At 72.5% G+C, this 21,910-nt stretch carries 21 protein-coding genes; 9 read left to right on the forward strand and 12 right to left on the reverse strand.

Annotated features, from left to right (window positions below; translation table 11 throughout):
* Positions 1–6 precede the first annotated feature (6 nt).
* The gene (locus AB0B66_RS21610; RefSeq protein WP_360532498.1) at positions 7–720 is read left to right on the forward strand and encodes an ABC transporter permease subunit; all 714 of its coding nucleotides are present in this window, start codon (positions 7–9) and stop codon (positions 718–720) included.
* A 76-nt stretch (positions 721–796) separates the two neighbouring features.
* Here AB0B66_RS21610 and AB0B66_RS21615 read toward each other — a convergent pair whose 3' ends face one another.
* Positions 797–1,111 (reverse strand): VOC family protein, encoded by a 315-nt coding sequence (locus AB0B66_RS21615; RefSeq protein ID WP_360532501.1) that lies wholly within the window; start codon positions 1,109–1,111, stop codon positions 797–799.
* Between the two features lie 261 nt (positions 1,112–1,372).
* Here AB0B66_RS21615 and AB0B66_RS21620 point away from each other — a divergent pair, with 261 nt between their 5' ends.
* Together AB0B66_RS21620 and AB0B66_RS21625 are read left to right on the forward strand one after the other, a co-directional pair.
* Positions 1,373–2,896 carry an alkaline phosphatase D family protein gene (locus AB0B66_RS21620; RefSeq protein WP_360532504.1) on the forward strand — a complete coding sequence of 508 codons (1,524 nt, stop codon included), beginning with the start codon at positions 1,373–1,375 and terminating at the stop codon, positions 2,894–2,896.
* 11 nt (positions 2,897–2,907) lie between these two features.
* Positions 2,908–4,203 carry a hypothetical protein gene (locus AB0B66_RS21625; protein ID WP_360532507.1) on the forward strand — a complete coding sequence of 432 codons (1,296 nt, stop codon included), beginning with the start codon at positions 2,908–2,910 and terminating at the stop codon, positions 4,201–4,203.
* A gap of 27 nt (positions 4,204–4,230) precedes the next feature.
* Here AB0B66_RS21625 and AB0B66_RS21630 read toward each other — a convergent pair whose 3' ends face one another.
* The gene (locus AB0B66_RS21630) at positions 4,231–4,770 is read right to left on the reverse strand and encodes a hypothetical protein (RefSeq protein WP_360532510.1); all 540 of its coding nucleotides are present in this window, start codon (positions 4,768–4,770) and stop codon (positions 4,231–4,233) included.
* 144 nt (positions 4,771–4,914) lie between these two features.
* On the opposite strand from AB0B66_RS21630, the gene AB0B66_RS21635 reads away from it, so the two are divergent.
* The 4 genes from AB0B66_RS21635 (at position 4,915) to AB0B66_RS21650 (ending at position 8,738) form a co-directional block, all read left to right on the forward strand.
* Positions 4,915–6,222, forward strand: coding sequence for a hypothetical protein (locus AB0B66_RS21635; RefSeq protein ID WP_360532513.1), 1,308 nt, complete (start codon positions 4,915–4,917; stop codon positions 6,220–6,222).
* A 148-nt stretch (positions 6,223–6,370) separates the two neighbouring features.
* Positions 6,371–7,189 carry an HAD family hydrolase gene (locus AB0B66_RS21640; protein WP_360532516.1) on the forward strand — a complete coding sequence of 273 codons (819 nt, stop codon included), beginning with the start codon at positions 6,371–6,373 and terminating at the stop codon, positions 7,187–7,189.
* Positions 7,190–7,228: 39 nt separating this feature from the next.
* A complete protein-coding gene (locus AB0B66_RS21645) occupies positions 7,229–7,549 on the forward strand; it encodes a hypothetical protein (protein WP_360532519.1) in 321 nt (106 codons plus the stop codon).
* Positions 7,550–7,574: 25 nt separating this feature from the next.
* On the forward strand, positions 7,575–8,738 hold the full coding sequence (locus tag AB0B66_RS21650; RefSeq protein WP_360532522.1) for a DUF6745 domain-containing protein: 1,164 nt from the start codon (positions 7,575–7,577) through the stop codon (positions 8,736–8,738).
* Here the strand turns inward: AB0B66_RS21650 and AB0B66_RS21655 are convergent.
* From AB0B66_RS21655 to AB0B66_RS21675, 5 genes are read right to left on the reverse strand one after another with little or no spacing between them, the layout of a single operon-like run.
* Positions 8,701–9,615, reverse strand: coding sequence for an STM4011 family radical SAM protein (locus AB0B66_RS21655; protein ID WP_360532525.1), 915 nt, complete (start codon positions 9,613–9,615; stop codon positions 8,701–8,703). The two genes, AB0B66_RS21650 and AB0B66_RS21655, sit on opposite strands and share 38 nt — an antisense overlap.
* Positions 9,612–10,961: an STM4012 family radical SAM protein gene (locus AB0B66_RS21660; protein WP_360532528.1), complete on the reverse strand. Its 1,350-nt coding sequence runs from the start codon at positions 10,959–10,961 to the stop codon at positions 9,612–9,614. The genes AB0B66_RS21655 and AB0B66_RS21660 overlap by 4 nt, the downstream gene beginning before the upstream one ends.
* Positions 10,958–11,773 carry an STM4013/SEN3800 family hydrolase gene (locus AB0B66_RS21665; protein WP_360532531.1) on the reverse strand — a complete coding sequence of 272 codons (816 nt, stop codon included), beginning with the start codon at positions 11,771–11,773 and terminating at the stop codon, positions 10,958–10,960. The genes AB0B66_RS21660 and AB0B66_RS21665 overlap by 4 nt, the downstream gene beginning before the upstream one ends.
* On the reverse strand, positions 11,770–12,846 hold the full coding sequence (locus AB0B66_RS21670) for an STM4014 family protein (RefSeq protein ID WP_360532534.1): 1,077 nt from the start codon (positions 12,844–12,846) through the stop codon (positions 11,770–11,772). Before AB0B66_RS21670 ends, AB0B66_RS21665 begins: the two co-directional genes overlap by 4 nt.
* Positions 12,846–13,769, reverse strand: a complete 924-nt coding sequence (locus AB0B66_RS21675) for an STM4015 family protein (RefSeq protein ID WP_360532537.1) — start codon at positions 13,767–13,769, stop codon at positions 12,846–12,848. Before AB0B66_RS21675 ends, AB0B66_RS21670 begins: the two co-directional genes overlap by 1 nt.
* A gap of 299 nt (positions 13,770–14,068) precedes the next feature.
* Between AB0B66_RS21675 and AB0B66_RS21680 the strand changes: the two genes are divergently transcribed.
* Entirely contained in the window at positions 14,069–15,469 is a 1,401-nt protein-coding gene (locus AB0B66_RS21680; RefSeq protein WP_360532540.1) for a glycosyl hydrolase family 18 protein, read from the forward strand.
* 123 nt (positions 15,470–15,592) lie between these two features.
* Here the strand turns inward: AB0B66_RS21680 and AB0B66_RS21685 are convergent, their stop codons facing one another.
* The 5 genes from AB0B66_RS21685 to AB0B66_RS21705 form a co-directional block, all read right to left on the reverse strand.
* Positions 15,593–16,438, reverse strand: a complete 846-nt coding sequence (locus AB0B66_RS21685) for an NAD(P)-dependent oxidoreductase (RefSeq protein WP_360532543.1) — start codon at positions 16,436–16,438, stop codon at positions 15,593–15,595.
* Positions 16,439–16,504: 66 nt separating this feature from the next.
* On the reverse strand, positions 16,505–17,482 hold the full coding sequence (locus AB0B66_RS21690; RefSeq protein ID WP_360532546.1) for a PQQ-binding-like beta-propeller repeat protein: 978 nt from the start codon (positions 17,480–17,482) through the stop codon (positions 16,505–16,507).
* A 100-nt stretch (positions 17,483–17,582) separates the two neighbouring features.
* The gene (locus tag AB0B66_RS21695) at positions 17,583–18,980 is read right to left on the reverse strand and encodes an alkaline phosphatase PhoX (protein WP_360532549.1); all 1,398 of its coding nucleotides are present in this window, start codon (positions 18,978–18,980) and stop codon (positions 17,583–17,585) included.
* 135 nt (positions 18,981–19,115) lie between these two features.
* Complete coding sequence (locus tag AB0B66_RS21700) at positions 19,116–19,466, reverse strand: DUF6401 family natural product biosynthesis protein (RefSeq protein WP_360532552.1); 351 nt, start codon at positions 19,464–19,466, stop codon at positions 19,116–19,118.
* A 165-nt stretch (positions 19,467–19,631) separates the two neighbouring features.
* Positions 19,632–20,555, reverse strand: a complete 924-nt coding sequence (locus AB0B66_RS21705) for a hypothetical protein (RefSeq protein WP_360532555.1) — start codon at positions 20,553–20,555, stop codon at positions 19,632–19,634.
* A 268-nt stretch (positions 20,556–20,823) separates the two neighbouring features.
* Between AB0B66_RS21705 and AB0B66_RS21710 the strand changes: the two genes are divergently transcribed.
* On the forward strand, positions 20,824–21,861 hold the full coding sequence (locus AB0B66_RS21710) for an arabinan endo-1,5-alpha-L-arabinosidase (protein ID WP_360532558.1): 1,038 nt from the start codon (positions 20,824–20,826) through the stop codon (positions 21,859–21,861).
* Positions 21,862–21,910: the final 49 nt, after the last annotated feature.

Consider the following 21,910-nt stretch of genomic DNA (forward strand, 5'->3'; position numbering starts at 1 on the left):
ACCGCGATGAACATGACCATTGCCTGGATCACCGCCCGAGGGCTGCTCGGCCGCCGCCGGTCCTGGCTGCTGCTGCCCATGCCGGTCATCCTCGTCGGCATCACGGCGATCGGCCTGGCCTTCGCGGCTCCGGCGGTCGACCTGGCCGACGGGGTGCTGATCGGCCTCGGGGTGGCCGTGATCCTGCCGCTGGTGTCGCTGATCGTCGGCACCGGCGTGCTCGGCTCGGAGATCGACGACGGCACCGTCGTGCACATCCTGACCAAGCCCATCCCGCGCAGCAGGATCATCCTGGCCAAGCTGGTGGTGGCCTCGCTCGTCAGCGCGGTCACCACCGCGGCGCCGATGTTCGTCGCCGCCACGATGGTCGGCGGGGTGCGGCTGGGTATCGGGTTCGCGGTGGCGTGCGTGGCCGGGGCGATCGTGTACAGCGCGCTGTTCCTCGCGCTGAGCGTGGTGACCCGGCGGCCGGTGCTGGTCGGCCTGCTCTACGTGGTGATCTGGGAGGGCCTGCTCAGCAACGTCGTGATGGGCACCCGCACCGTGTCGGTGCAGCACTACGTGATCGAGTTCGCCAGCGCACTGTCCGGCTCGACGCTGTTCCCGAGCACCGTCTCCACCACGGTCGCCGCGGTGATGACCGTCGTCTTCACCGTGCTGGGCACCTGGCTGGCCACCCAGCGCCTGCGCGCCTTCTCGGTCGCCGGCGAAACCAGCTGACCCTCCGGAAACGAAGGAAGGGCACCTTCACAACGCCATGCGTTGTAGAAGGTGCCCTTCCTTCGTATCGCGCCGGTCAGGAGCCGGCGATGTTGACCATCCAGTTGACGCCGAAGCGGTCCTTGAGGGCGCCGAACTCGTCGCCCCACATCTGCTTCTCCAGCGGCACGCCGACGGTGCCGCCCTCGGTCAGCTTCTCCCAGTAGCCGCGCAGCCGGTCGCCGTCGTCGCCGCTGAGGCTGATCGTGATGTTGTCGCCGGGGTTATAGGCCATGCCGGGCGGGGTGTCCGAGGCCATCAGCGTGTAGCCGGCGTCGGACTCCAGCTGCGCGTGCATGATCTGGTTCGCGTACGGCGCGTCCTTGTCGCCGAACTCGCCGAAGGTGCTCACCGTCAGGTTGCCGCCGAGGATGCCCTGAGAACTCCATCGCCTCGCGGGCGTTGCCGTTGAAGCTGATATACGGGTTGAGCCTGGACGCCATTCGAATCCTCCTTGATCGTCATGGTTCGCCGGGTTGTCGCGCGGTCCACGCAGCATCCTCGCAGAAGGGCCCGACAGCACGGCATGACACGACGGAGTGACGGCCGCCCGTAATCCGTGGTTCAACGGCACAACGGATCACGTTCATCATCGTCCGTGAATGTCCGGCGCATGAGATCACTCCATCGCCGCACGTTCGTCCTAGGCGGACTCGCGATCGCGGGGACCGCGCTGACCGGCGCGAGCGCGTTCGCCGCCGCCCCGTACCCGTTCAAGCTCGGGGTGGCGTCGGGCGACCCCGAGTCCGACAGCGTCGTGCTGTGGACGCGCCTCGCGCCGACGCCGCTCAACGCCGACGGCCAGGGCGGCATGGCCAACGCCGACGTCGTCGTCGACTGGCAGGTCTCCACCAGCAGCTCGTTCAGCACGCTGGCCGCGTCCGGCTCGGTCACCGCCCGGTACGCCGACGCGCACTCGGTGCACGTGATCGCGGGCGGGCTGGCCGCCGACGCCGACTACTACTACCGCTTCCGGGCGCAGGGCCACATCTCGCCGGTCGGGCGCACCCGCACCGCGCCCGCGCCGACCGCGTTCGGCCGTGACCTGGTGATGGCGTTCGCGTCCTGCTCGAACTGGCAGGCCGGCTACTTCACGGCGTACCGCCGGCTGGCCGAGGACAACCCCGGCCTGGTGCTGCACCTGGGCGACTACATCTACGAGGGCGGCGCGACCGCCGGTTCGGTACGCGAGCACGTCGGCGCCGAGATCGTGTCGCTGGCCGACTACCGCCGCCGGTACGCGCTCTACAAGTCCGATCCCGACCTGCAGGCCGCGCACGCCGCCGCGCCCTGGCTGGTGGTGCCCGACGACCACGAGGTCGAGAACAACTACGCCACCAATGTACGCGCCGACAGCTCCCCCACGCTGACCGCGGCCCAGTGGACCGCCCGGCGCACCGCCGCGTACAAGGCCTACTACGAGAACATGCCGCTGCGTCCGGCCTCGACGCCCAGCGGCAACAGCATCCCGCTGTACCGCCGCATCCGCTGGGGCAAGCTCGCCACCTTCCACATGCTCGACACCCGGCAGTTCCGCGACGACCAGGCCTGCGGCGACGGCTGGAAGGTGTGCGCCGACGCCGACCTGCCCGCCCGCAGCCTCACCGGCGCGGCACAGGAGGCGTGGCTGCTCGACGGCCTCGCCCAGCACTACGGCACCTGGGACATCCTCGGCCAGCAGGTGTTCTTCGCCCGCCAGTTCGACGCGGCCGGGGCCGCGAGCATGGACTCCTGGGACGGTTACCGCGGTTCGCGGGCCCGTATCCAGCAGGGCTGGCGTGACCGCGCGGTGCGCAACCCGCTGGTGCTCACCGGTGACGTGCACAAGTCCTGGGCCAACGAGCTCAAGGCCGACTACGCCAACCCGAACTCGGCGACCATCGGCACCGAACTGGTGTGCACGTCGATCAGCTCCGGCGGCGACGGCAGCGCCACCACGACCATCCCGAACGTGGCCACCAACCCGCATCTGAAGTTCTACTCCGACCGGCGTGGCTACGTGCGCACCACCATCAGCCAGGCGCAGGTCCGCGCCGACTTCCGCGCGGTCGGCGCGGTCACCGAGCACGGGGCCGCGGTGTCCACGCTGCGCTCGTACGTCATCCAGGACGGCCTGCCCGGCCTGCAGCAGGTCTAGGAGAAACACACATGAGAGCCCTCATCACCCTGGCCCTGTCCGCGACGGTGGTCGTGGCCGTCGCCGCGACCCCGGCCGCCGCCGCCCCGGTCCCCGCCGCCCGCGCCCTGGCCGCGCTGACGCCCGTCTCCGTCACCTGGACCACGGCCAACAGCACCGCCACCGGCGACCAGGACGTCTCCGCGGTGGCCACGAACCGGTCCGGCCACGTCGCCGTCGTCTGGGAGGACGACCGCGACACCACCGCGCCCGAGGACGCCGCACACACCGAGATCTACCTGCGCCTGTTCCGCGACGGTGTCGCCGTGTACGAACTGAAGCTGTCCGCGGGCGGCACCGCCGGCACCGCCTGGCGGCACCTGTCCCCCGACGTCGGCCTCGACGACAAGGGCAACGCCGTGGTGGTCTGGGCCGACGACCCGGACGGCAACGGCTTCTACAACATCCCCTACCGGGTCGTCTCCCCGACCGGCACGATCCTGGGCTCCGGCAACGCCAACGCGTCGGCCGCCGGCCAGCAGATCCAGCCCGCCGTGGCCCTCGACCCCGACGGCACGCCGAGCAGCCCGAACGCGGTCGCGTTCACCGTGGTCTGGGAGGACGTCCAGGACACGAACCCGGCCACGGTCAAGGCGGCGGGCTTCACCAACGTCACCACCAAGGCGTACGAGGTCACGGCCAGCCAGACCACGGGTGCGCACCACCGGCCCGACGTGGCGGTGTCCGCCGCGGGCGACGCGGTCGTGGTCTGGAACGAGGACGGCGACGGCAACGGCTTCGACAACATCGGCCTGGTCCGGCTCGCCAAGGCCAACGGCGCGGTGACCCTGTCCCGGCGCACCGCCAACGCCACCGGCGACGGCCAGCAGCGTAACGCGTCCGTGGCGGCGAACACGACCGGCGAGTTCACGGTGGCCTGGGAGTCCGACCACACCGGCGCCCCGACCGTCTGGACCCGCTCGTTCACCTCGGCCGGCAACCCCCGCCACGCCGACGTCGAGGTCTCCCCGCAGCCGGGCGCGACCGCGCCCTCGACCGGCATCGACGACCAGGCCAACGTGGTGGTCGCCTGGTCGATCCCGGCGAACACCGGCGACGTCTGGGCCCGCGGCTTCAACCCCGACGGCACCACCGCCGCCCGCCTGCCCGCCCAGTTCTACAGCGACCTCACCACCGGCCGCCAGGACCAGCCCGCCGTAGCCGTCTCCCCCTGGGGCGAGATCGCCCTGACCTTCACCGACGACAACGACGGCAACCAGTTCGACCAGATCCGCCTCGGCCTCGGCGCCGCCAACTCGGACTGGTGACCACCCCCACCCGGGGTGATCATGAACCTATGGCACGGCTCGGCGGCGTGTCGGCGGCATAACCTCATGATCACCTCGGGTGTCGGTCTCCGCGCGGCGCAGCACCAGCACCGCGGGGATCACGGCGAGGATCGCGGCCTGGGTCCAGAACAGGGCGTCCAGGAGCAGCTTCACCGGGTCGAGGTGCAGGGGCAGGCGCTCGGGCGCGGCGGCGATCTCCTCGATCTCGTCCAGGGTGGACGCGTCGGCCCCACTGTTCAACCAGGACCAGGGATAACCGAGGCCGCGGCGGTAGCCGAACATGCAGCAGACGTCCTCGCGTACCACCAGCAGACCCGCCAGCAGACCGCAGATTGCCAGCACCGCCACGCCGGCCCAGACGATCGGGCCCGGGCGTAGGTCGGCGAGCCCGAGCCAGGCCAGCACCGCGCCCGCGCACCCGAGCACCATCCCGAAGACCGTGTAGTAGCCGATGCCCACGTGCGTCACCAGGGCGAGCAGGCCGACCGCCGCGCTGGCCACCCCCGCGCACAGGAACACGGCCATCCGCAGCCCGGATATCTGCATGCCCCGAGTCTGCCATGGATGGCACGGGACACTCCCGGCCCTCAACGCCGCTAGTCTTGCCCGCGTGACGACGTGACCGTGCGGAGGGCCCGTGGACCAGCAGGTACTGCAAGCCTCGCCGGCAATCCCGCGGCGCCGGAGGACGTGCTGGTACGGCTCTGCCGCGATCGCCACCTGGCCGGCATGGTGGGCGTGCGCGAGGGCGAACTGCCCGACGCCGTCGTCGACGCGATCGCCGACCACCACGATTCGGCGCTGATCACCTCGCTGAGCCGTCGCGGCAGCGTGTCCGCGACCAAGGCCCGCCGGCTCGCCGAGCATCCGGTCGCCGCCGTACGGCAGGCCTGGGTCGGCGCACCGCGGCAACAACTCGTCGACGACCGCTATCTCACGATCGTCGAGCTGGAGCGACTGCTCGACATGCCCCGGTCCGCGCTGGCCCGGCACCAGGACCCAGTGATCCGTGCCGCTGCCGCCCGCTGCTGGTTCGACCCTTCCACCGAGGCGCACCGCGCGCTGCTCACCGATCCCGATCCGACGGTACGCACCGCGGCCGTCTCGCGCCGACACCCTCAGGTGCCCGTGGACCTGCAACCGGAGTTTCTGCGGAACCCGGTCACCCGACCGGTCCTCGCCCGGTATGCGCAGCTCACCGATCAGCAGTCGCGGGCCCTGGCGGAGGACCCGGACCCCGAGGTCCGTGGCGGCCTGGCGCACCATCCGGCACTACCACCCGCGACCCGCGAGCTGCTCTTCACGGATCCCGACGAGATGGTCCAGGTGACGATCATGCAGCATCCGTCGCTGACCGAAGAGGAACGCACCCGGCGGTACGACCTGTGCCGGGCGGCCGCCGCCGCAGACGACGAGGTGGCCGAGATGGTGGTCGAGTTCTTCGATCTCTTCGGCCCGGACTGGCTGCGCACCGCCCCGCTGGAACGCCGACTGGCCTATCTGGACTCACCCTTCGCCGCGTTCCGGGAGGTGGTGGCGTGGTCGCGGGACCTGCCGCCGGAGGCGTACGCCCGGCTCGACGCCGACCCCGTGCACCGGGTCCGGTCAGCCTCTGCGAAACGGCCCGACGCCCCGCCCGCGGTTGTGGAGCGGATCCTGCGCGAGCACGGAGACAGCCGCAAGTCGCGATGGCGATGGACCGACCACCCGAACTTCCCCACCGAGGTCCTGCACACCTACGCCGACCACCCTGACGAGCGGGTACGCAGTTATGCGCCACGTGACCCCAACCTGCCTCCGGAGACCCTGGCCCGGCTCGCCACAGACGCGAGCGAGGTCGTACGGCGTGCCGTCGCGGCCGGTCCCGGGTCACCCGCCGAGGTCATCGCCGCGCTGCTCGTGGATCCCGAACCGGCCGTCGCCGCGCAGGCCGCCGCCCATCCGCGCCTGCCGGTGACGTCGATGCACAGCCTGCTGGACCGGGCCGGCCTTCCATGATCGTTCGACGTGCCAGGCAGGTGTGCGTATCTTGACCGCCCGTACGCCCGGTTGCCTGGCAAGTCCGGCGATCATGGGCCGCGCGGGGGCGCGGTGCGGCCCGGTGGCCGTCGGTGGAGTTCAGCGCGGCGGGCGGTAGGGTCCGGCGGTGATCAACGTCGTCGCCGTCGACCTCGACGGCACCCTGCTGCGCTCCGACCACACCGTCTCGGCCCGTACGGTCACGGCCCTGGCCCGCGCCGCGCAGGCGGGGGCGCGCATCGTGATCGGCACCGCCCGGCCGCCCCGGGAGGTCCAGGAGGTCGCCGCCGCGGCGGGCATCGCCGGAGTCGCCGTGTGCTCGAACGGCGCGGTCGTGTACGACCTGGCCACCGGCGAGGTCACCATCACCGGCCCGCTGCCCCTGACGCTGGCGGAGCGGGTCGCCGACGTGCTCACCCCGGCGCTGGACGGGATCGCGTTCGCGGTGGAGACCGGGCACCGGGCGCTGACCGGCCCCGGCTTCGACCACGTGAGCCGCCGCAGCACCGTCCGGGTGCCGGTGCGCACCCGGGACGAGCTGTGGACCGAGGCCGAGAGCTGCGTGAAGCTGCTGGCCTGGTCACCGGCTCCCGTCACCGACGAGCTGCTGAGCCGGCTGCAAACACTGGTGCCGGAGGTGGCGGTCACCTACTCCGGCGGCAGGGGCATGCTGGAGATCAGCGCCGCCACCGTGTCCAAGGCGGACACCCTGGCCCGCCTCTGCTCGACCTGGGGCGTCGACGCCGCCCAGGTGATCGCGTTCGGGGACATGCCCAACGACGTGCCCGTGCTGCGCTGGGCCGGAACCGGGGTCGCCGTCGCCAACGCCCACCCACAGGCGCTGGCCGGCGCCGACCGGGTCACCGCGAGCAACGACGAGGACGGTGTGGCCGTGGTCCTGGAGGAGCTGTTCCCCGCCCGCGGCGGTGTCGTACCCGCCCGTTAGCGTCGCCCGCGACACGACGGTCGGCTGTGGAGTGTGGCGATGTTCAGGCAGGGCGATGTGCTGGTGGTCCCGATCGCGCGGGAGGAGCTGCCGCCGGATCTGATGCCCGCGCCACGCGACCGGCGCAACCGCATGGTGCTGGCGCTGGGCGAGGCGACCGGGCACGCACACGTGATCACCGGCGAGCGGGTGGCGATGCTGTGCCCGCCCGACGACCCGGGCCGGCTGTTCCTGCTGATCGAGGGCTACGGCCGCCTGGTGCACGAGGAGCACGGGCCGATCGCGCTGGCCGCGGGCGCCTACCGGGTGGTCCGCCAGCGCGAGTACTTCCCCGGCGCGATCCGCCCGGTCGCGGACTGAGCGCGGCGTGGACGGGAACACGGCGATGACGACGAGCAGCCAGATCACGAGCACGAGCACCGGCGAGCAGCGGCCGAACCGCCGCGAGGCGCGCCGCAACGAGGACATGGCCCTGGCCGCGCGGGCCGAGCGGTGGATGGCGACCGGTCTGAGCACCGAACCGGCCGACCGGGCGGGCGCGGAGGCGGGCGTGCGCGTCGCGTACACCCTGGCGGGCCTGCCGGTGCCGCGGCGGATGCTGTGGCTGGGCTCGCCCGCGGCGGGCGCGACAGCAGTGGCGATGCTGCGCACCGGGCTCGCGGGCGACCCGCGGGTCCGCGAGGCGCTCGCCGCGCAGGGTGTCCGGCCCGGCGAACTCGAGCTCGGCCGCAGCGTGCGGCCCCGGGTGCGCACGCGCCCCTGGGCTCAGGCCCGGACCGCGCTCACCGACCGGCTCGGTGCGGTGGGCTTCGCCCGGCACTGGGCCGCCACCGCCCGCCGCCCCTGGCAGCAGCTCGTCGACCAGCTCGCCACACCGCTGCGCACCCGGCTGTCGGAGCAGTTCGCCGAACAGAGCGGCGAGTTCGCCCAGGCCCGGCAGGACGCGCTGCTCGACGTCATCCACGGCCAGCACGACGCGGCCTGGCTGGGCGCGTTCGACAGCCACCCCGACGTCGACGGCCTGGCCCGGGTCGCCTGCAGCGCGGGCTGGTGGTGGGCGTTCGAGCACGTCGCGATCCTCACCGAGCGCCCGCGCGAGGTGCACCGGGACAACCTGGGCCGGCTGCACCACGGCGACGGCCCCGCGCTGTCCTACCCCGACGGCTTCGGCCTGCACGCCTGGAGCGGCATGCCGATCCCGGCCGAGATCGCCGCCGAACTGCCGACGCTGACCGTCGCGCGTATCCGCGGCGAGGGCAACGCCGAGATGCGCCGGGTCATGCTGGAGCACTTCGGCTTCGACCGCTACCTGCGCGAATCCGGGGCGGCCAAGACGCAGTCCGACGAGTGCGGCACGCTGTGGCGGGTCACGCTGCCCGGTGACGAGCCGCTGGTGATGGTGGAGGTGCTGAACTCCAGCCCCGAGCCCGACGGCAGCTTCCGGACGTACTTCCTGCGGGTGCCGCCGTCGACGCGCACCGCACGCGAGGGCGTGGCGTGGACGTTCGGCCTCACGCCCGAGGAGTACTCGCCCCTGCAGCAGACGTGAGCAGCGCGCTCGGCACGCCCCAGGTCGGCGGCGGCCCGGCGGGGATCCGCTCGGGCACGCCGCCGGCGAAGACCTGGTGCAGGCCGAGCCGTTTGAGGTGCACGTACCCGATGTGGCAGTCGCAGGTGGCCTTACCGCAGGCGCGGGGGCGCAGCGCGGCGCGGTAGCTGCCGTCGTAGAGGTTGCCCAGCGGCTCGGGCAGGAAGTGGCAGCGCCGCACGGTGCCGTCGCCGAGCACCGACAGCGACGTCTCGCCCGCGCCGCACTCGTGCCCGGCCGAGGCGTGCGGGCGCACGCTGTATCCGAACAGCGGGTCGATCGCCGTCCACGCCGCCTCGGCGTCCGGGGCGTAGGCGTGCCCGTCCGCCGCGTTGATCCACAGGTAGGTCGACTCCGGCAGCTCGGCCCGCATCGCGACCGCCTCCGCGTGGTGTTCCGGCAGGCCCACCATGCCGACGGAGTGCCGGATCCCGTGCCCGCGCAGCGTCGCGCACGCGGCCAGGAACCGCTCCCGGCGCACCTGCCCCGGGTGGTAGGTCGCCCACAGCGCGAGCCGCGCCGGATCGGCCTCGGCGACCCAGCCCAGCCGCCCGGCCAGGTTCGTCTGGATGGCGACCTTCTCGACGTGCGGCAGGTGCGACAACCGCACCAGCGCGTCGCGGTACCAGGACCGGGTCAGCCCCTCACCCCACGGCGTGAACAGCACCGACAGCGTGTCCCCGCCGGGATTGGCGGCGACCCAGTCGGCGAAGCGGGTCAGCGCGGCCCGGTCCTCGGCCAGCTGCGCGCGACTGTCGCGCCGCTTCGCGAACGGGCAGTACGGGCAGTCGAAGTTGCAGCTCGCGAGCGGCCCCCGGTAGAGCAGCAGCAGGTTCACCGCAGCACCGCCCGTGCCATCGCCGCCCGCACCGGCCCCGACACCAGCCACGGCCCGATCGCGTCGCCGTGCGCCAGGCCCTCGTCGGTCAGCACCAGGCGGTCTCCGTCGCCGATCGCCCAGCCGCGTTCGACCAGCTCCGCCAGATGAGGAAAGTCATCATCCGCCTTGGACCCGAACCGGTGCGCGTAGCCCGCGAGGTCGACGCCCTCGGCGCGCAGCAGCGACTTCACCAGCCAGCGCAGCCGCTGCTCGCCGCCGTCGAGCGCGAACCCGAACTCGGCGTGAGCGAAGTCCCCGGCGGGCCGGGACAGGTAGTCGTCGATGATGGCGCGCACCTCGCGCACGCTGACCGCGTAGTCGAACGAGTAGTGCAGGTCGGCGGTGTAGGAACGCGCGCCGCAGCCGATGCCGACCATGCCGTCGTCCTGGCAGCAGTAGTCCGCCCCGTCGGGGTCGGGCACGTCGGCGCGGCGGAACTGGCGCATGGAAAGCTGCCGGTAGCCCGCCTCCCGCAGCAGGTCACGACCGCGCCGGTAGAGGTCGAGGCGCTGGCTGTCCCAGTGCGCATCGCGTTCCGGCACGGCGGGGCCGGTCGGCAGCGGCCCGCCGCTCCGGCGGCCCAGGCCGGTCAGCGGGCGTACGTACAGCGGGTAGAGGTAGATCTCCTCGGGGTGCCAGGCCAGGGCCTTGCGTAGCGAGTAGGTCCAGGTGTCGCGGGTCTGGCCGGGGATGCCGTAGATGAGGTCGACGTTGAGCAGCGGGAACGCCGCGTCCCGCAGTGCGGTCAGGGCGAGGTCGACGTCGGCCCGGCGCTGCGGTCGCCCGGCGGCGTGCGCCTCGGCGTCGAGGAAGCTCTGCACGCCCATGCTGACCCGGTGTGTGCCGTGCGCGGCCAGCACCGCCAGCCGGTCGGGTGTCGCCGTCGCGGGCGAGGTCTCCACGGACAGCTGTGCCGCGGCCGGGTCGAGGCCGAGCACACCGTTGGTGATCGCGAACAGTTCGGCCAGCTCGTCGGCGGTCAGATGGGTCGGGGTGCCGCCGCCGATCGCGGCACGGGCATACCGGGCCGGGCCGAGCGCCGCCGCGACCTGCTCGGCCTGCACCCGCAGCTGCCGCAGGTACGCGCCGACCTGCTCGGCGGGCGGCGACGCGCGGGTGAACAGGTTGCAGAAGCCGCACCGCATCTCGCAGAAGGGGATGTGCAGGTACAGGAACAGGTTGTCGCGGTCCTGGCCGGCCCACACATCGCGCAGGTGCGGACGGGGACGCAGCGGTCGGTATGCCGTCTTGTGCGGGTACGCGTACAGGTAACCCTGGTAGGGCGAGCCGTCGAGCACCGTCACCACTCCCCCGGCACCAGCGTGAACTCGGCGTACGGCACCGTCCACACCACGTCGTGCCCGACCCGGTGCCCCTGGTGGCCGTCCTCGCCGTACGCGGTCCCGTGGTCGGCGCACAGGACCACGAAGCAGGGCCGCCCGCGCGAGGTGAGCAGCGCGAACAGGCGCGGCAGCGCGGTGTCGACATACCGCAGGGCGGCCGCGTGGCTGTCCCGCCCATCCTCGGCCGCCCCGGCCAGGTAGTGCCGGTTGGGCTGGTGCAGCGCGGAGATGTTGAGGAAGGTGAACAGCGGCCGGTCCGCGGGCACGGCCGCGCTGCTCACGGCGAGCTGGTCGAGCTGGTGGAGCAGCGAGTCCGGTTCGGTCACCCCGAACTCGGGCCGCCAGTGGTCCTCGGCGAACAGCCCCGGCAGCACGCTGCCCAGCGGCGACCGCCGGTTGAAGAAGCCCACTCCGCCCAGGCACAGCGTGTGGTATCCGGCCTGGCCCAGCCCGGTGACCAGATCCGGGGCGTCGAACACCCAGGTGCCGTCGGCGGTGGTCTCGCTGCCGGGGAACCGGGCCGCGAACAGCCGCCCGTGCCGTCCCGGCGTCACCGGCGTCGGCAGGAAGCCCGCGAAGAACGCGTGGTGCGCCGCGTACGTGAAGCTCGCCGGGGTGTGCCGCGCCTCCCAGCGCCCGCCGGGCAGTGCCCGGAGAACGTTCGGGGTGCGCCCGGCCGCGGCCTCCTCCGCAGCAACGTCGTACCGCAACGTGTCGAGCGTGACCAGCGCGATGTCATGCGTCCCCACCAGGGACGCCAGGTTCACGCTCACGCCGCCGCGCCGGCTCGCTCGCCCGCCAGCAGCGCGGCGACCTCGGCGTCGTAGGTGTCGCGGCCGTCGACCAGGAGGCCGGGGAGCAGGTCGCCGAACGCGTTGACCTCGGCGACCGCGTGCGAGCGCCAACCGGCCGCGAACATCAGGTCGACGCCGGTGTGCAGGCTGCCGGGGAAACAGGCGGCGACGGCACGGCAGGTGGCCAGGCCTTCGGCGTAGTGCCTGCCGGCGGCGGCCCGCAGCGCGCAGAGGTCGCCGCGTACGCCGCCGAGGTGCAGGTTCGTCATCGGGGAGCGGCTGCCGCGGACCACGACGTGCGACGGCTCGCCGCCGACGGTGACCACGCGCAGGTCGACGACGCGGCCGTCGAGCCCGGCCTTGGGCAGCCAGCGCTGCACCTGCAGGCCGTCGGGGGCGAGCCGGTCCACGATCGCGGCGACGTCGCGCTCGTCGCGGTAGTGGCGCACCCGCAGCGAGTTGAACAGCCGCCCGCCGGACAGCTCGACCGAGGTCGTGGCCAGGATCCGGCCGCCGCTGCCGAGCTGCAGCGCGATGACGCCGGAGGCCGACGAGCCGTGGCACGGCTTGACGAACACCCGCCGCCAGCCGTTCTCGTCCAGCCAGGACCGCAGCTGCGCCCAGCCGGACGGCGACCCGGGCAGGGCCGGTGGCACCGGGATGCCGGCCGCGAGCAGCCGGGCGTGGCAGGCCGCCTTGTCGAACATGGTCAGGATCTCGGCGGGGTCGGACAGCAGGCGGGCGTCGGACTCGCGGGCGGCGTCGGCGATGCGGGCCAGGCCGCGGGCGAGTCCGGCGTACCAGGCGCGGCCGCCCACGATCTCGCCGTGCGCGGCCGGGCTCGCGGCCCCCCGCAGCAGCCGGTCCACCTCGGCGTCCTCGCCCGGCGACTCGATGCGCACGGCGGTGCCGGGGGCCAGCCGCAGCGGGGCTCCGCTGAGCACGTCGTGCCAGGCGAGCAGGTCGGGTTCGGGCAGCCCGGCCCGCACGGCGGCCGCGGCGAACAGGCCGACGCGGCGGTGCCCGGGGTTGCCGACGATGGTGAGGCGCACTACTCGGACACCGCGATGTAGCGGTCGTCGCGGCCGGCGTCGCTGCCTTCGGACACGTCCAGGGTGACCCCGGCCTCGCCGAGTTCGGCGGTCAGGCGTTCGAGCACCGCCGCGCCGATGAAGTGGTGGTGCAGGTCGAGTTTGTCCAGGTGGGTGAGCGGCTGCCCGGCCAGCAGGGCGGCCGCGCCGGTGTCGCTGAGCATGCCCAGCGACAGGTCCAGCTTGCGCAGGCGGGCGACGACCGGTGCCCCGGCCAGCGCCACCGCGACCAGGTCGGCGATCTCGGCGTCGCGCAGGGCGAGCGAGGTCAGCGCGGGCAGCCGGGAGCCGGCCAGGATCGGGGCCAGGTCGCCGACGTCGGCGTCGCCGCCGTAGTTGTCGGTGCCGAGCCACAGCTCCAGGTGGGTCAGCGCGGGCAGGTCGCACTCGGCGACGGCGCGCACCACGTCGGCGCCCAGGCCGCCGGACTCGATGGTGAACTCGCGCAGCCCGGTGTGCCGCACGGGCTTGAGGCCCAGGCCGGTCGCCCCGCGCACGGTCAGCACCTCGAGTTTCGGCAGCGCCTCCAGCAGCGGCGTGATGTCGGCCTGCTGGATCCAGGAGATCTCGCACTCGTCGAACGTGATCTCGCCGAGGAACAGCGACCGCAGCCGGGTGAACCGCGGCAGCGTCGCGGCGAGCAGGCCGATCGGCGGGGCGGTGTCGTACGCGCCGCCCCAGTTGCCGATGACCAGCGCGGTGACCTGGTTGGCCCAGTCCTCCGCGGCGAGGGCTTCGAGCCGCTCCAGGAACTGCCCGGTGTTGTCGTAGTCCGGGTCCTCCAGCCGCCACGCGCTGCCGGCCCGGGAAGCCTTGCCCAGGTCGGCGGGGTATTCCGCGACGGGCAGTCCGGCGAACGTCGTGATGTGGGAGCCGATCGTCATGCGCTGCCTCCGCCGGGCCGCATCAGGTCTGGGACGACGGACACTAACACCCGCCGCCGACGCTTCCGCCGAGCGTGGCACACCATTCATTGCATTAGATAGTTAAGTTTACTAAACTCCAGGCGTTCCACTCGGAGCGAGCCGCTTCCTCGTCCGAACCCGCACCAGATCGGGCCGTCGCGTGCCCCCGGCCGTCGCCTGCCATCAGGCCGCGCCGGGGAGGGGTGCACCTGCCTGTCCGGTCAGTCGATGTGCCGTGACGCGACGCAGCCACGGCACCGGACACCGAAGGGATCCCCATGTCCGACACCCCCAAGACCTGGCGGGGCCGCTGGGCCGCCGCCGCTGCCGCCCTGGCCGTCGCGGCCGCCGGCGTCGCCGTCGCGCTGGCCCCGGCCACGACGGCCCAGGCGGTCGTGCTGCCCAACGGCTTCAAGAGCGTGGGCTACATGCCCTCGTGGGCCGGCAACGTCAACACCGTGCAGTACGGCAAGCTGACGCACATCAACTACGCGTTCATCCTGCCCAACTCCAACGGCAGCCTGCAGGGCCTGGACAACCCGTCCAAGCTGTCCTCGCTGGTCTCGCTGGGCCACGCGAACAACGTCAAGGTCTCCATCGCGGTCGGCGGCTGGAACGACGGCAACGACCAGGCCTTCGAGGACCTGGCCGCCAACGCCACGGCGCGCACCGCGTTCGTCAACAACCTGGTGAACCTCGTCAACCAGTACAACCTCGACGGCGTCGACATCGACTGGGAGTACCCGGACACCACCGCCGAGAGCAACAACTTCACCGCGCTGATGAACCAGCTCAGCACCGCGATGCACTCGCGCGGCAAGCTGCTCACCGCCGCCGTGGTGTCCGAGGGCAGCACCGCCAACTTCGTGCAGCCCGCGGTCTTCAGCGCGGTCGACTGGCTGAACATCATGGCGTACGACGGCGGCAGCCCGCACGCCAACTACAACTGGTCGATCAACGCGGTCAACTCGTGGAAGTCCCGCGGCCTGCCCGCGAGCAAGGCCGTGCTGGGTGTGCCGTTCTACAGCCGCCCGACGTACTACACGTACAGCCAGCTCGTGGCGATGGACCCGGCCAACGCCAACCGCGACTGCACCACGGTGAGCGGCGTGCAGCAGTGCTACAACGGCCTGCCCACCATCCGCAGCAAGACCACGTGGGCCAAGGCCAACGCCGGCGGCATCATGAACTGGGAGCTGTCTCAGGACACCACCGGCTCGACGTCACTGGTCAGCGCCATCTACGAGGTCGCCATCGGCGGCACCACCCCGCCGTCGTCGCCGCCCCCGGGCGGCCGCACCGGCCGCATCGTCGGTCAGGCCTCCGGCAAGTGCGTCGACGTCGCCGCCGCCAGCACCGCCAACGGCGCCGCCATCCAGCTCTACACCTGCAACGGCACCAACGCCCAGACCTGGACCATCGGCACCGACGGCACCGTCCGCGCCCTCGGCAAGTGCATGGACATCACCAGCGGCTCCACCGCCAACGGCGCCCTCATCCAGCTCTGGGACTGCAACGGCTCGGGAGCCCAGGTCTGGCAACCCCAGTCCAACGGCAACCTCCGCAACCCCCAGTCCGCCAAGTGCCTCGACGCCAAGGACCTAGGCACCGCCGACGGCACCCGCCTCCAAATCTGGACCTGCGCCACCTCCGGCAACCAAATCTGGACCCTCCCCTGACGCGTTGATCATGAACTTATGGCCGTGTTCGACGGCGTGTCTCTGCCATAACTTCATGATCATCTGAAAAGGGATGGGGCCCGCACCGAACGTGGTGCGGGCCCTACCCCTGGGGTGAGGGGATCAGCGCCAGCCGTGGATCGGGTCGTAGCCGAGGATGCGGCGGGCCTTGTCGATGGAGAGCAGGGTCTCGTTGCCGGAGACCGGGCGCTGCCAGGGCAGGTCGGGGAAGACCTCGGCGGCCAGGTCCACGGTCTCGCGGTGCATCACGGTGTCGGCGTTGGCGATGATGAACACCTCCAGGCCCGGCTGGGTGTACTCCAAGGCTCGGCGCACCGCCTGCGCGCCGTCGCGGCAGTCGATGTACGACCACAGGTTCCACATCCGCGCCCGCGGATCGTCCTGCCACGACGCGAAGTTCGCGTAGTCACCGGGCTCCATCACGTTCGAGAAGCGCAGCCCGATCATCTTCAGTTCCGGGTCCCACCGGCAGAACTGCGCCGCCATCTGCTCGTCGAGGTGCTTGGCCAGCGAGTACGCCGTCTCCGGCCGCCCCGCGTACTCCTCGTCCACCGGCAGGTACGGCGGCGGGGTGTCGAACGGCAGCCCGAGCACCGTCTCACTGGACGCCCACACCACGTTGCGCACGCCGGCCGCCCGCGCCGCCGCGAACACGTTGTAGCTGACCGTGATGTTGTTGGCGAACGTCGCCGCGTTACCGGTCACCCCCGGCCCGGGGATGGCCGCCAGGTGCACCACCGCGTCCACCTTCGCGTACCGGCTGTCGATCGCGCTGAACGCCTCCACCGCCTGGCCGTAGTCGGTGAAATCGATCCGGGTGTACGGGCACAGCTGCTCGCGCGGCGGAGCCACGTCGAGGTTCACCACCTCGTACCCGTTGTCGAGCAGGTCGCGCACCACCGCCCGGCCCAGCTTGCCGCTGCCGCCCGTCACTGCCACCAATGCCATCGTCCACACCTCTCCCGAAGATCCGCTGACAACGTATCCCGACCCGCCCAGCGGCGTCCCCCGGTGTCACGGACGCAGGTCCACCGCCAGCACCTCGCTCTTGCCGAGCACCAGCACCCGGTCCCGGTCGACCCCGTGCAGCCCGCCGATCCGCTTGTCGACCGTGGCCCAGCCGACGACCCCGCCGTCGTGGCCGACCAGGATCAGCCGACCCAGGTGGCCCGCGAGAACGTAGCCCGATTCGACGGCAGCCACGCCGACGCACCGGCCATAGTGCGGCACGCGGGCCCACGGCTGCGCCACGCCCGGCTCCAGCGCGACCACGTGATCGCCGGTGTCGCACCACAGCAGGCCACCGGCCACGGCCACGGCTCGGACACCAGCGGGCACTCCGGGTTGGCGCAGCACTTCGCCCGTGACCGGGCACAGCACCCACAGCACGCCTGACGTGCCCCGCACCAGCACTCTGCCGACGTCGAGCCGGATGAGGACCGGGCCTATGTCCACCTCCAGGACCGGCTCAGGCAGCCGCCAGGTCTGCTGATCGCGCCCGGTCCGCGAGTCGACGGCCCGGATCAGGCCGGTACCCCGTTCGGCCAGCAGAACGCGGTCACCGAGAGCGAGCGGTTCCTCGACCGCCGCCGGGCCGCCACCGCGCCACAACAGCGCCCCGCTGTCCAGGTCATACCCGGCCAGCGGGGTGTACCCGCGCCAGCCGCCGACCACCGCGACTCCCCCGGCCACCACGAGATGCCCGGTGTGCGTGGGCAGTTCGGCGTGCCACCGCAGCTCCCCCGCGATCGGTTCGTGGCACGACAGCCGCTGTCCCCAGTGCGAGACGGCGAGGCAGTGTCCGCCGGTCACCGTCAGCCCCTGAGGCCACTTGCCGAGCGGCACGTCCCACCGCACCCCGCCGTCGCGCACGTCGAGCCCGACGAGCCGGGAGGCGCGCTCGTTCACCACCAGCCGCCCGCTGCCCACCGCGGAGCGGGTCAGGTAGGCGCGCTGGTGCACGCTGTGCCGCCATACCGTCTCGAAGATCACCCGAGCAGGCAACCAGAGTGGGTCCGGCCCGGCAACCAGGAAAGTGAGCGCCCGCCCCGGCGGCACATCCGGAGCGGGCGCGGCACTGGATACGGGAAGGTCAGTGACCGTGCCCGTGGCCCTTGCCCCACGGGCCGGTGATCGCGACGACCAGCCCGTCGGCCTGGATGCCGGCGAACAGGATGCGGCCGTCCTGGCTGAACGTCGGGCCGGTGAACTCGCTGTCGCTGATCTCGTTGCGGGCCAGCGGGTAGGTGACGCCCTTGTCGCTGACGCCGACCAGGTGCGACAGGCCCTCGCCGTCCTCGGCGAGGATGATGCCGCCGTACGGCGAGACGGTGATGTTGTCCGGGCCGTCGTAGTGGCCCTCCGCCTTCGGGTCCGGGTTCACCCCGAAGACGGTCTTGAGCTCGATCGTCTCGCGCTTCGGGTCGTAGAACCAGACCTGGCCGTCGTGCTCGTGCACGCTGCCGTCGGTGATCCGGGCGTAGCTGGAGACGAAGTACACGCCGCCGTCGCCGTACCACTGGCCTTCGAGCTTGCGGGCGCGGGTGACCTGGTCGTTGGTGAACTGCTTGCGCACCGAGACCGTGGCGGCCAGCCGGTCGGGCACGTCCACCCAGCTCACCTTGTACTTCGTGCCGGGCTCGGTGGCCGCGGACAGGTCGGTGATGTGCAGCCCGTCGAGGGTGGCCTTCAGCGCCTGCAGGCGGCCGGCGGTGTCGCCGCCCTCGCTGAGGGCGAGCTTGCGCAGCGCGCCGTCGCGGCCCTTGAAGCCCTTCGGCGGCACCCAGCGGAAGTAGAGCCCGTTCGGGCCGCTGGCGTCCTCGGTCAGGTAGATCTCGTCGGTCTTCGGGTCGACGGCGACGGCCTCGTGCGAGTACCGGCCGAGGAACTTCAGCGGCACCGGGTCGAGGTTGGCCTCGGCGTCGAACGGGTCAACCTCGAACACCCAGCCGTGGTCCTGCTGGAACTGCCCGCCCTTGCGCTGCTCGGTCTCCTCGCAGGTCAGCCAGGTGCCCCAGGGGGTGATGCCGCCGGCGCAGTTGTTGTGCGTGCCGGCCAGGCTGACGTACTGGCGGACCCGGTTGCCGTGGTGGTCGACCTCGATGTTGGTGGTGCCGCCGCCCGCGCCCGGGTCGAAGGTGAAGCCGGGCCGGGCCGGCACCCGGAACGGCTCGTCGCCGCCGATCTCGTGGTTGTTGACCAGGGTGAAGCCGCGGCGGGTGCCGAAGCAGGCGGTGCCGTCGGGGTCGCTCGGGGTGGGCTCGCCGGTCGCCAGGAGGGTCTTGCCGGCCTCGGCGACGATCCGGTAGGAGAAGCCCTTCGGCAGGGAGAGGATGCCGGCCGGGTCGGGGATCAGCGGGCCGTAGCCGGCGACGGTCGGGTGGGCGTACGCGGGTCCGGCGATCGCCTGCACGCTGCCGGCGAACGCGATGCCGAGGCCGCCGAGGGTGGCGGTGCGCAGCAGGTTGCGGCGGGAGAGAGGGGTGTGCACGGATAGCTGCCTTTCGATGGGCCTTCATGTCTACCCGTGACATGCAAGCCCTCGACCGGGAACAGCCCGCGCGCACCGCGCCAAGATCAGGAGAACAGCAGGCAAACAATGCCTACGCGACCGCCTTTTACCTGCTCAGCCTGCGGTTACGTCCCTGCCCAGCACCGCCGCGGCGATCTCGCACACCGCCACCAGCCGCCAGGTGATCTGGTCGGCGCGCCGCCAGTCGAGGCTGGTGACGTCGGGCAGGTTCCAGCCCAGCGCGGTCGCCTTGTCGGTGAGCCCGTCGGCGTAGCAGGCCAGCTCCAGCAGGGGCGGCCGGCGCTCGGGGTCGAGCGCGTCGCCGACGCTCGCCGTCGCCTGGTCGAGGATGGCGAGCACGCCCGGGTCGGCCGCGGCGGCGGCGCGGCCGGCGTCGCCGACGACGCGGGCGTAACGCGCCAGCACCTGGCGGGCTTGCTCGGGGCTGGTGGGACCACTGTCCATGCCGCGAGATTAGGGCAGCATCGGGGTCTTGAATGCGGCCTGACGTCCGTTATGACCGAACAGAGGACAACGCTGCCCGACCGGCTCCACCCGCCGGAGGGACAGCCAGGTCGACACCCGCCGATGGGCGCGACCGTGATGGCCGCGCCCGTCGGCGGTCGGCGGTCAGCCCCGCCGGGGCGTCGGACGCTGCGGGGAGTTCGGCAGCGGCTGCGTCTGGTCGCTGTCGAAGCCCGGCACCAGCGGCTCCGGGTACTCGTCCGGCTCGGCCGGGGCCTGGTACAGGTTCGGGTCGGCCGGGCTCTGCGCGGCCGGGCTCGGGGCGGGCGAGCCGGCCCGCTGCGACGGGTACACCGTGCCGGCGGACCGGTCGGCGAGCACCTGGGTCGCGTCGGCCTGCCCGGCGGCGTAGGCGCGGGCGTGCTCGGCGACCCGGGTCGACTCCTGCCCGGCCCGGTCGAGCCAGGTGTCCCAGCGCGCCTGCATCGGGCGGACCAGGCCGCCGCCGACGCCCACGATCAGGATGCCGGCGACGGTCGCCAGCACCGCGATCAAGATCGGCATGGTCACCGTGGTGGCGACGCCGATCTGGTTGAGCGCCGCGATCACGCCCAGGCCGATGATGAACGCCCACGCGGTCGTGGCCAGGAAGCGGCCGTACGACAGCCCGCCCAGCGCGCCCGTCACCAGGTCCCGGACCCAGGAGGCGATGGCCGCGGCCACCACCACGATGACGATCGCGACGAACGCCTTGGGCAGCCACGACACCACGGCGTTGATCAGGTCGGAGACCGGGTTCGGCCCCCAGATCCCGAACGCGAGCTGCAGCGTGAACAGCAGCACCGCGTAGTACGCCAGCCGCGCGACCAGGTCGGACGGGTCGACGCCGCCGCGGGCCAGCGCCGCGGTCACCCCGCCGCGGGCCGCGAGCTGGTCGAACCGGACCCGTTCGAGGCCCTTGTCGGCGAGCAAACGGATGCCTCGCGCGACGAGCCAGCCGACGAGCAGGATCGCGGCGAAGGCCAGCGCCTTGGGCAGGAACAGCGCGACCGAGCGCAGCGCGTCGGTCAGCACCTCTCCGAAGTCCATGGGCTTCTTCCTTTCCAGCGGAGACGAGGGGTGTCAGCCGGCCCATGCCCCGCCGACGGCACGGGGAAACGGCGAACCGGGCACGGGTGGCCCGATCGGGTGATCCGGGATCGATCGACATCAACGGATACCGGGGTTAGCATCCTTGCGGGAGCGACCGCACGTCCCCGTCACCGCCGGCAGGGCAGGCCGGTGGCAGCGCCGCGTGCCGAACCCCGATCGTCGCGTACGCGGACCGTCCCGTCCCGTTTCGCGATCGGAGTCAGCCATGCCCCACCCGCCCTCCCGGCTCGCCGCCCTCGGCCTGGCCGTAGCCGTGCTCGCCACCACCGCCGCCGTCCAGGCCGCCGCCCGCGCCGTCGCCGTGCCCGCCGCGGCGCTGCCCGCCGCCGCGCCGACCGTCCCGCCGCCGTCCTACCCGAACCCGGGCCGGGTCACCGGCTCCACCGGCGCCCACGACCCGGCCGTGGTACGCACCCCCAACGGCACTTACCTGCTCGCCACCACCGGCGACCACCTGCCGCTCAAGACCTCGACCGACCGCGTCAACTGGCGCGACGCCGGCGTCGTGTGGCCCGGCGGCGCACCCTGGACGACCGCGTACACCGGGGGCGGCGCGAACCTGTGGGCCCCCGACCTGTCCTACCGCGACGGCCGCTTCCTGCTCTACTACTCGGCCTCCACGTTCGGCTCGCGGCGCTCCGCGATCTTCCTGGCCACCAGCCCCACCGGCGCGGCCGGCAGCTGGACCCACCAGGGGCTGGTCATCGAGAGCAGCGGCGCGGTGAACTACAACGCCATCGACCCGAATCTGTTCGTCGACGCCGCTGGGCAGTGGTGGCTCGCCTTCGGCTCGTTCTGGACGGGCGTCAAGTCCGTGCGGCTCGACCCGGCCACGGGCAGGCGGTCCACCACCGACACCGCGGTGCGTGCGCTGGCCCAGCGGCAGACCGCGTCCGGCGCGGTCGAAGCGCCGTTCGTGTACCGCCACGGCGGCTTCTACTACCTGTTCACGTCGTTCGACCTGTGCTGCCGCGGCGCGGCCAGCACCTACCGCGTCATGGTCGGCCGGTCCGCGTCGCCCGCCGGGCCGTTCACCGACCGCAACGGCACCGCCCTGACCTCCGGCGGCGGCACACAGGTCCTGGCCGGACACGGTTCGATCCACGGGCCGGGCCACCCGGCCGTGCTCGCCGACAACGGCCAGGACGTGCTGTTCTACCACTACTACACGGACAGCGGCGCGGCACGGCTCGGCATCAACCTGCTGGGCTGGGACAGCGCGGGCTGGCCGTTCGTCTACTGACCGAACCCGTGAGCCCGGCGGCTGGATTAAGCACCCGGCGGCAGGGTAG

This window comes from Catellatospora sp. NPDC049111, from assembly GCF_040648615.1.
Lineage (GTDB): Bacteria > Actinomycetota > Actinomycetes > Mycobacteriales > Micromonosporaceae > Catellatospora > Catellatospora aurea.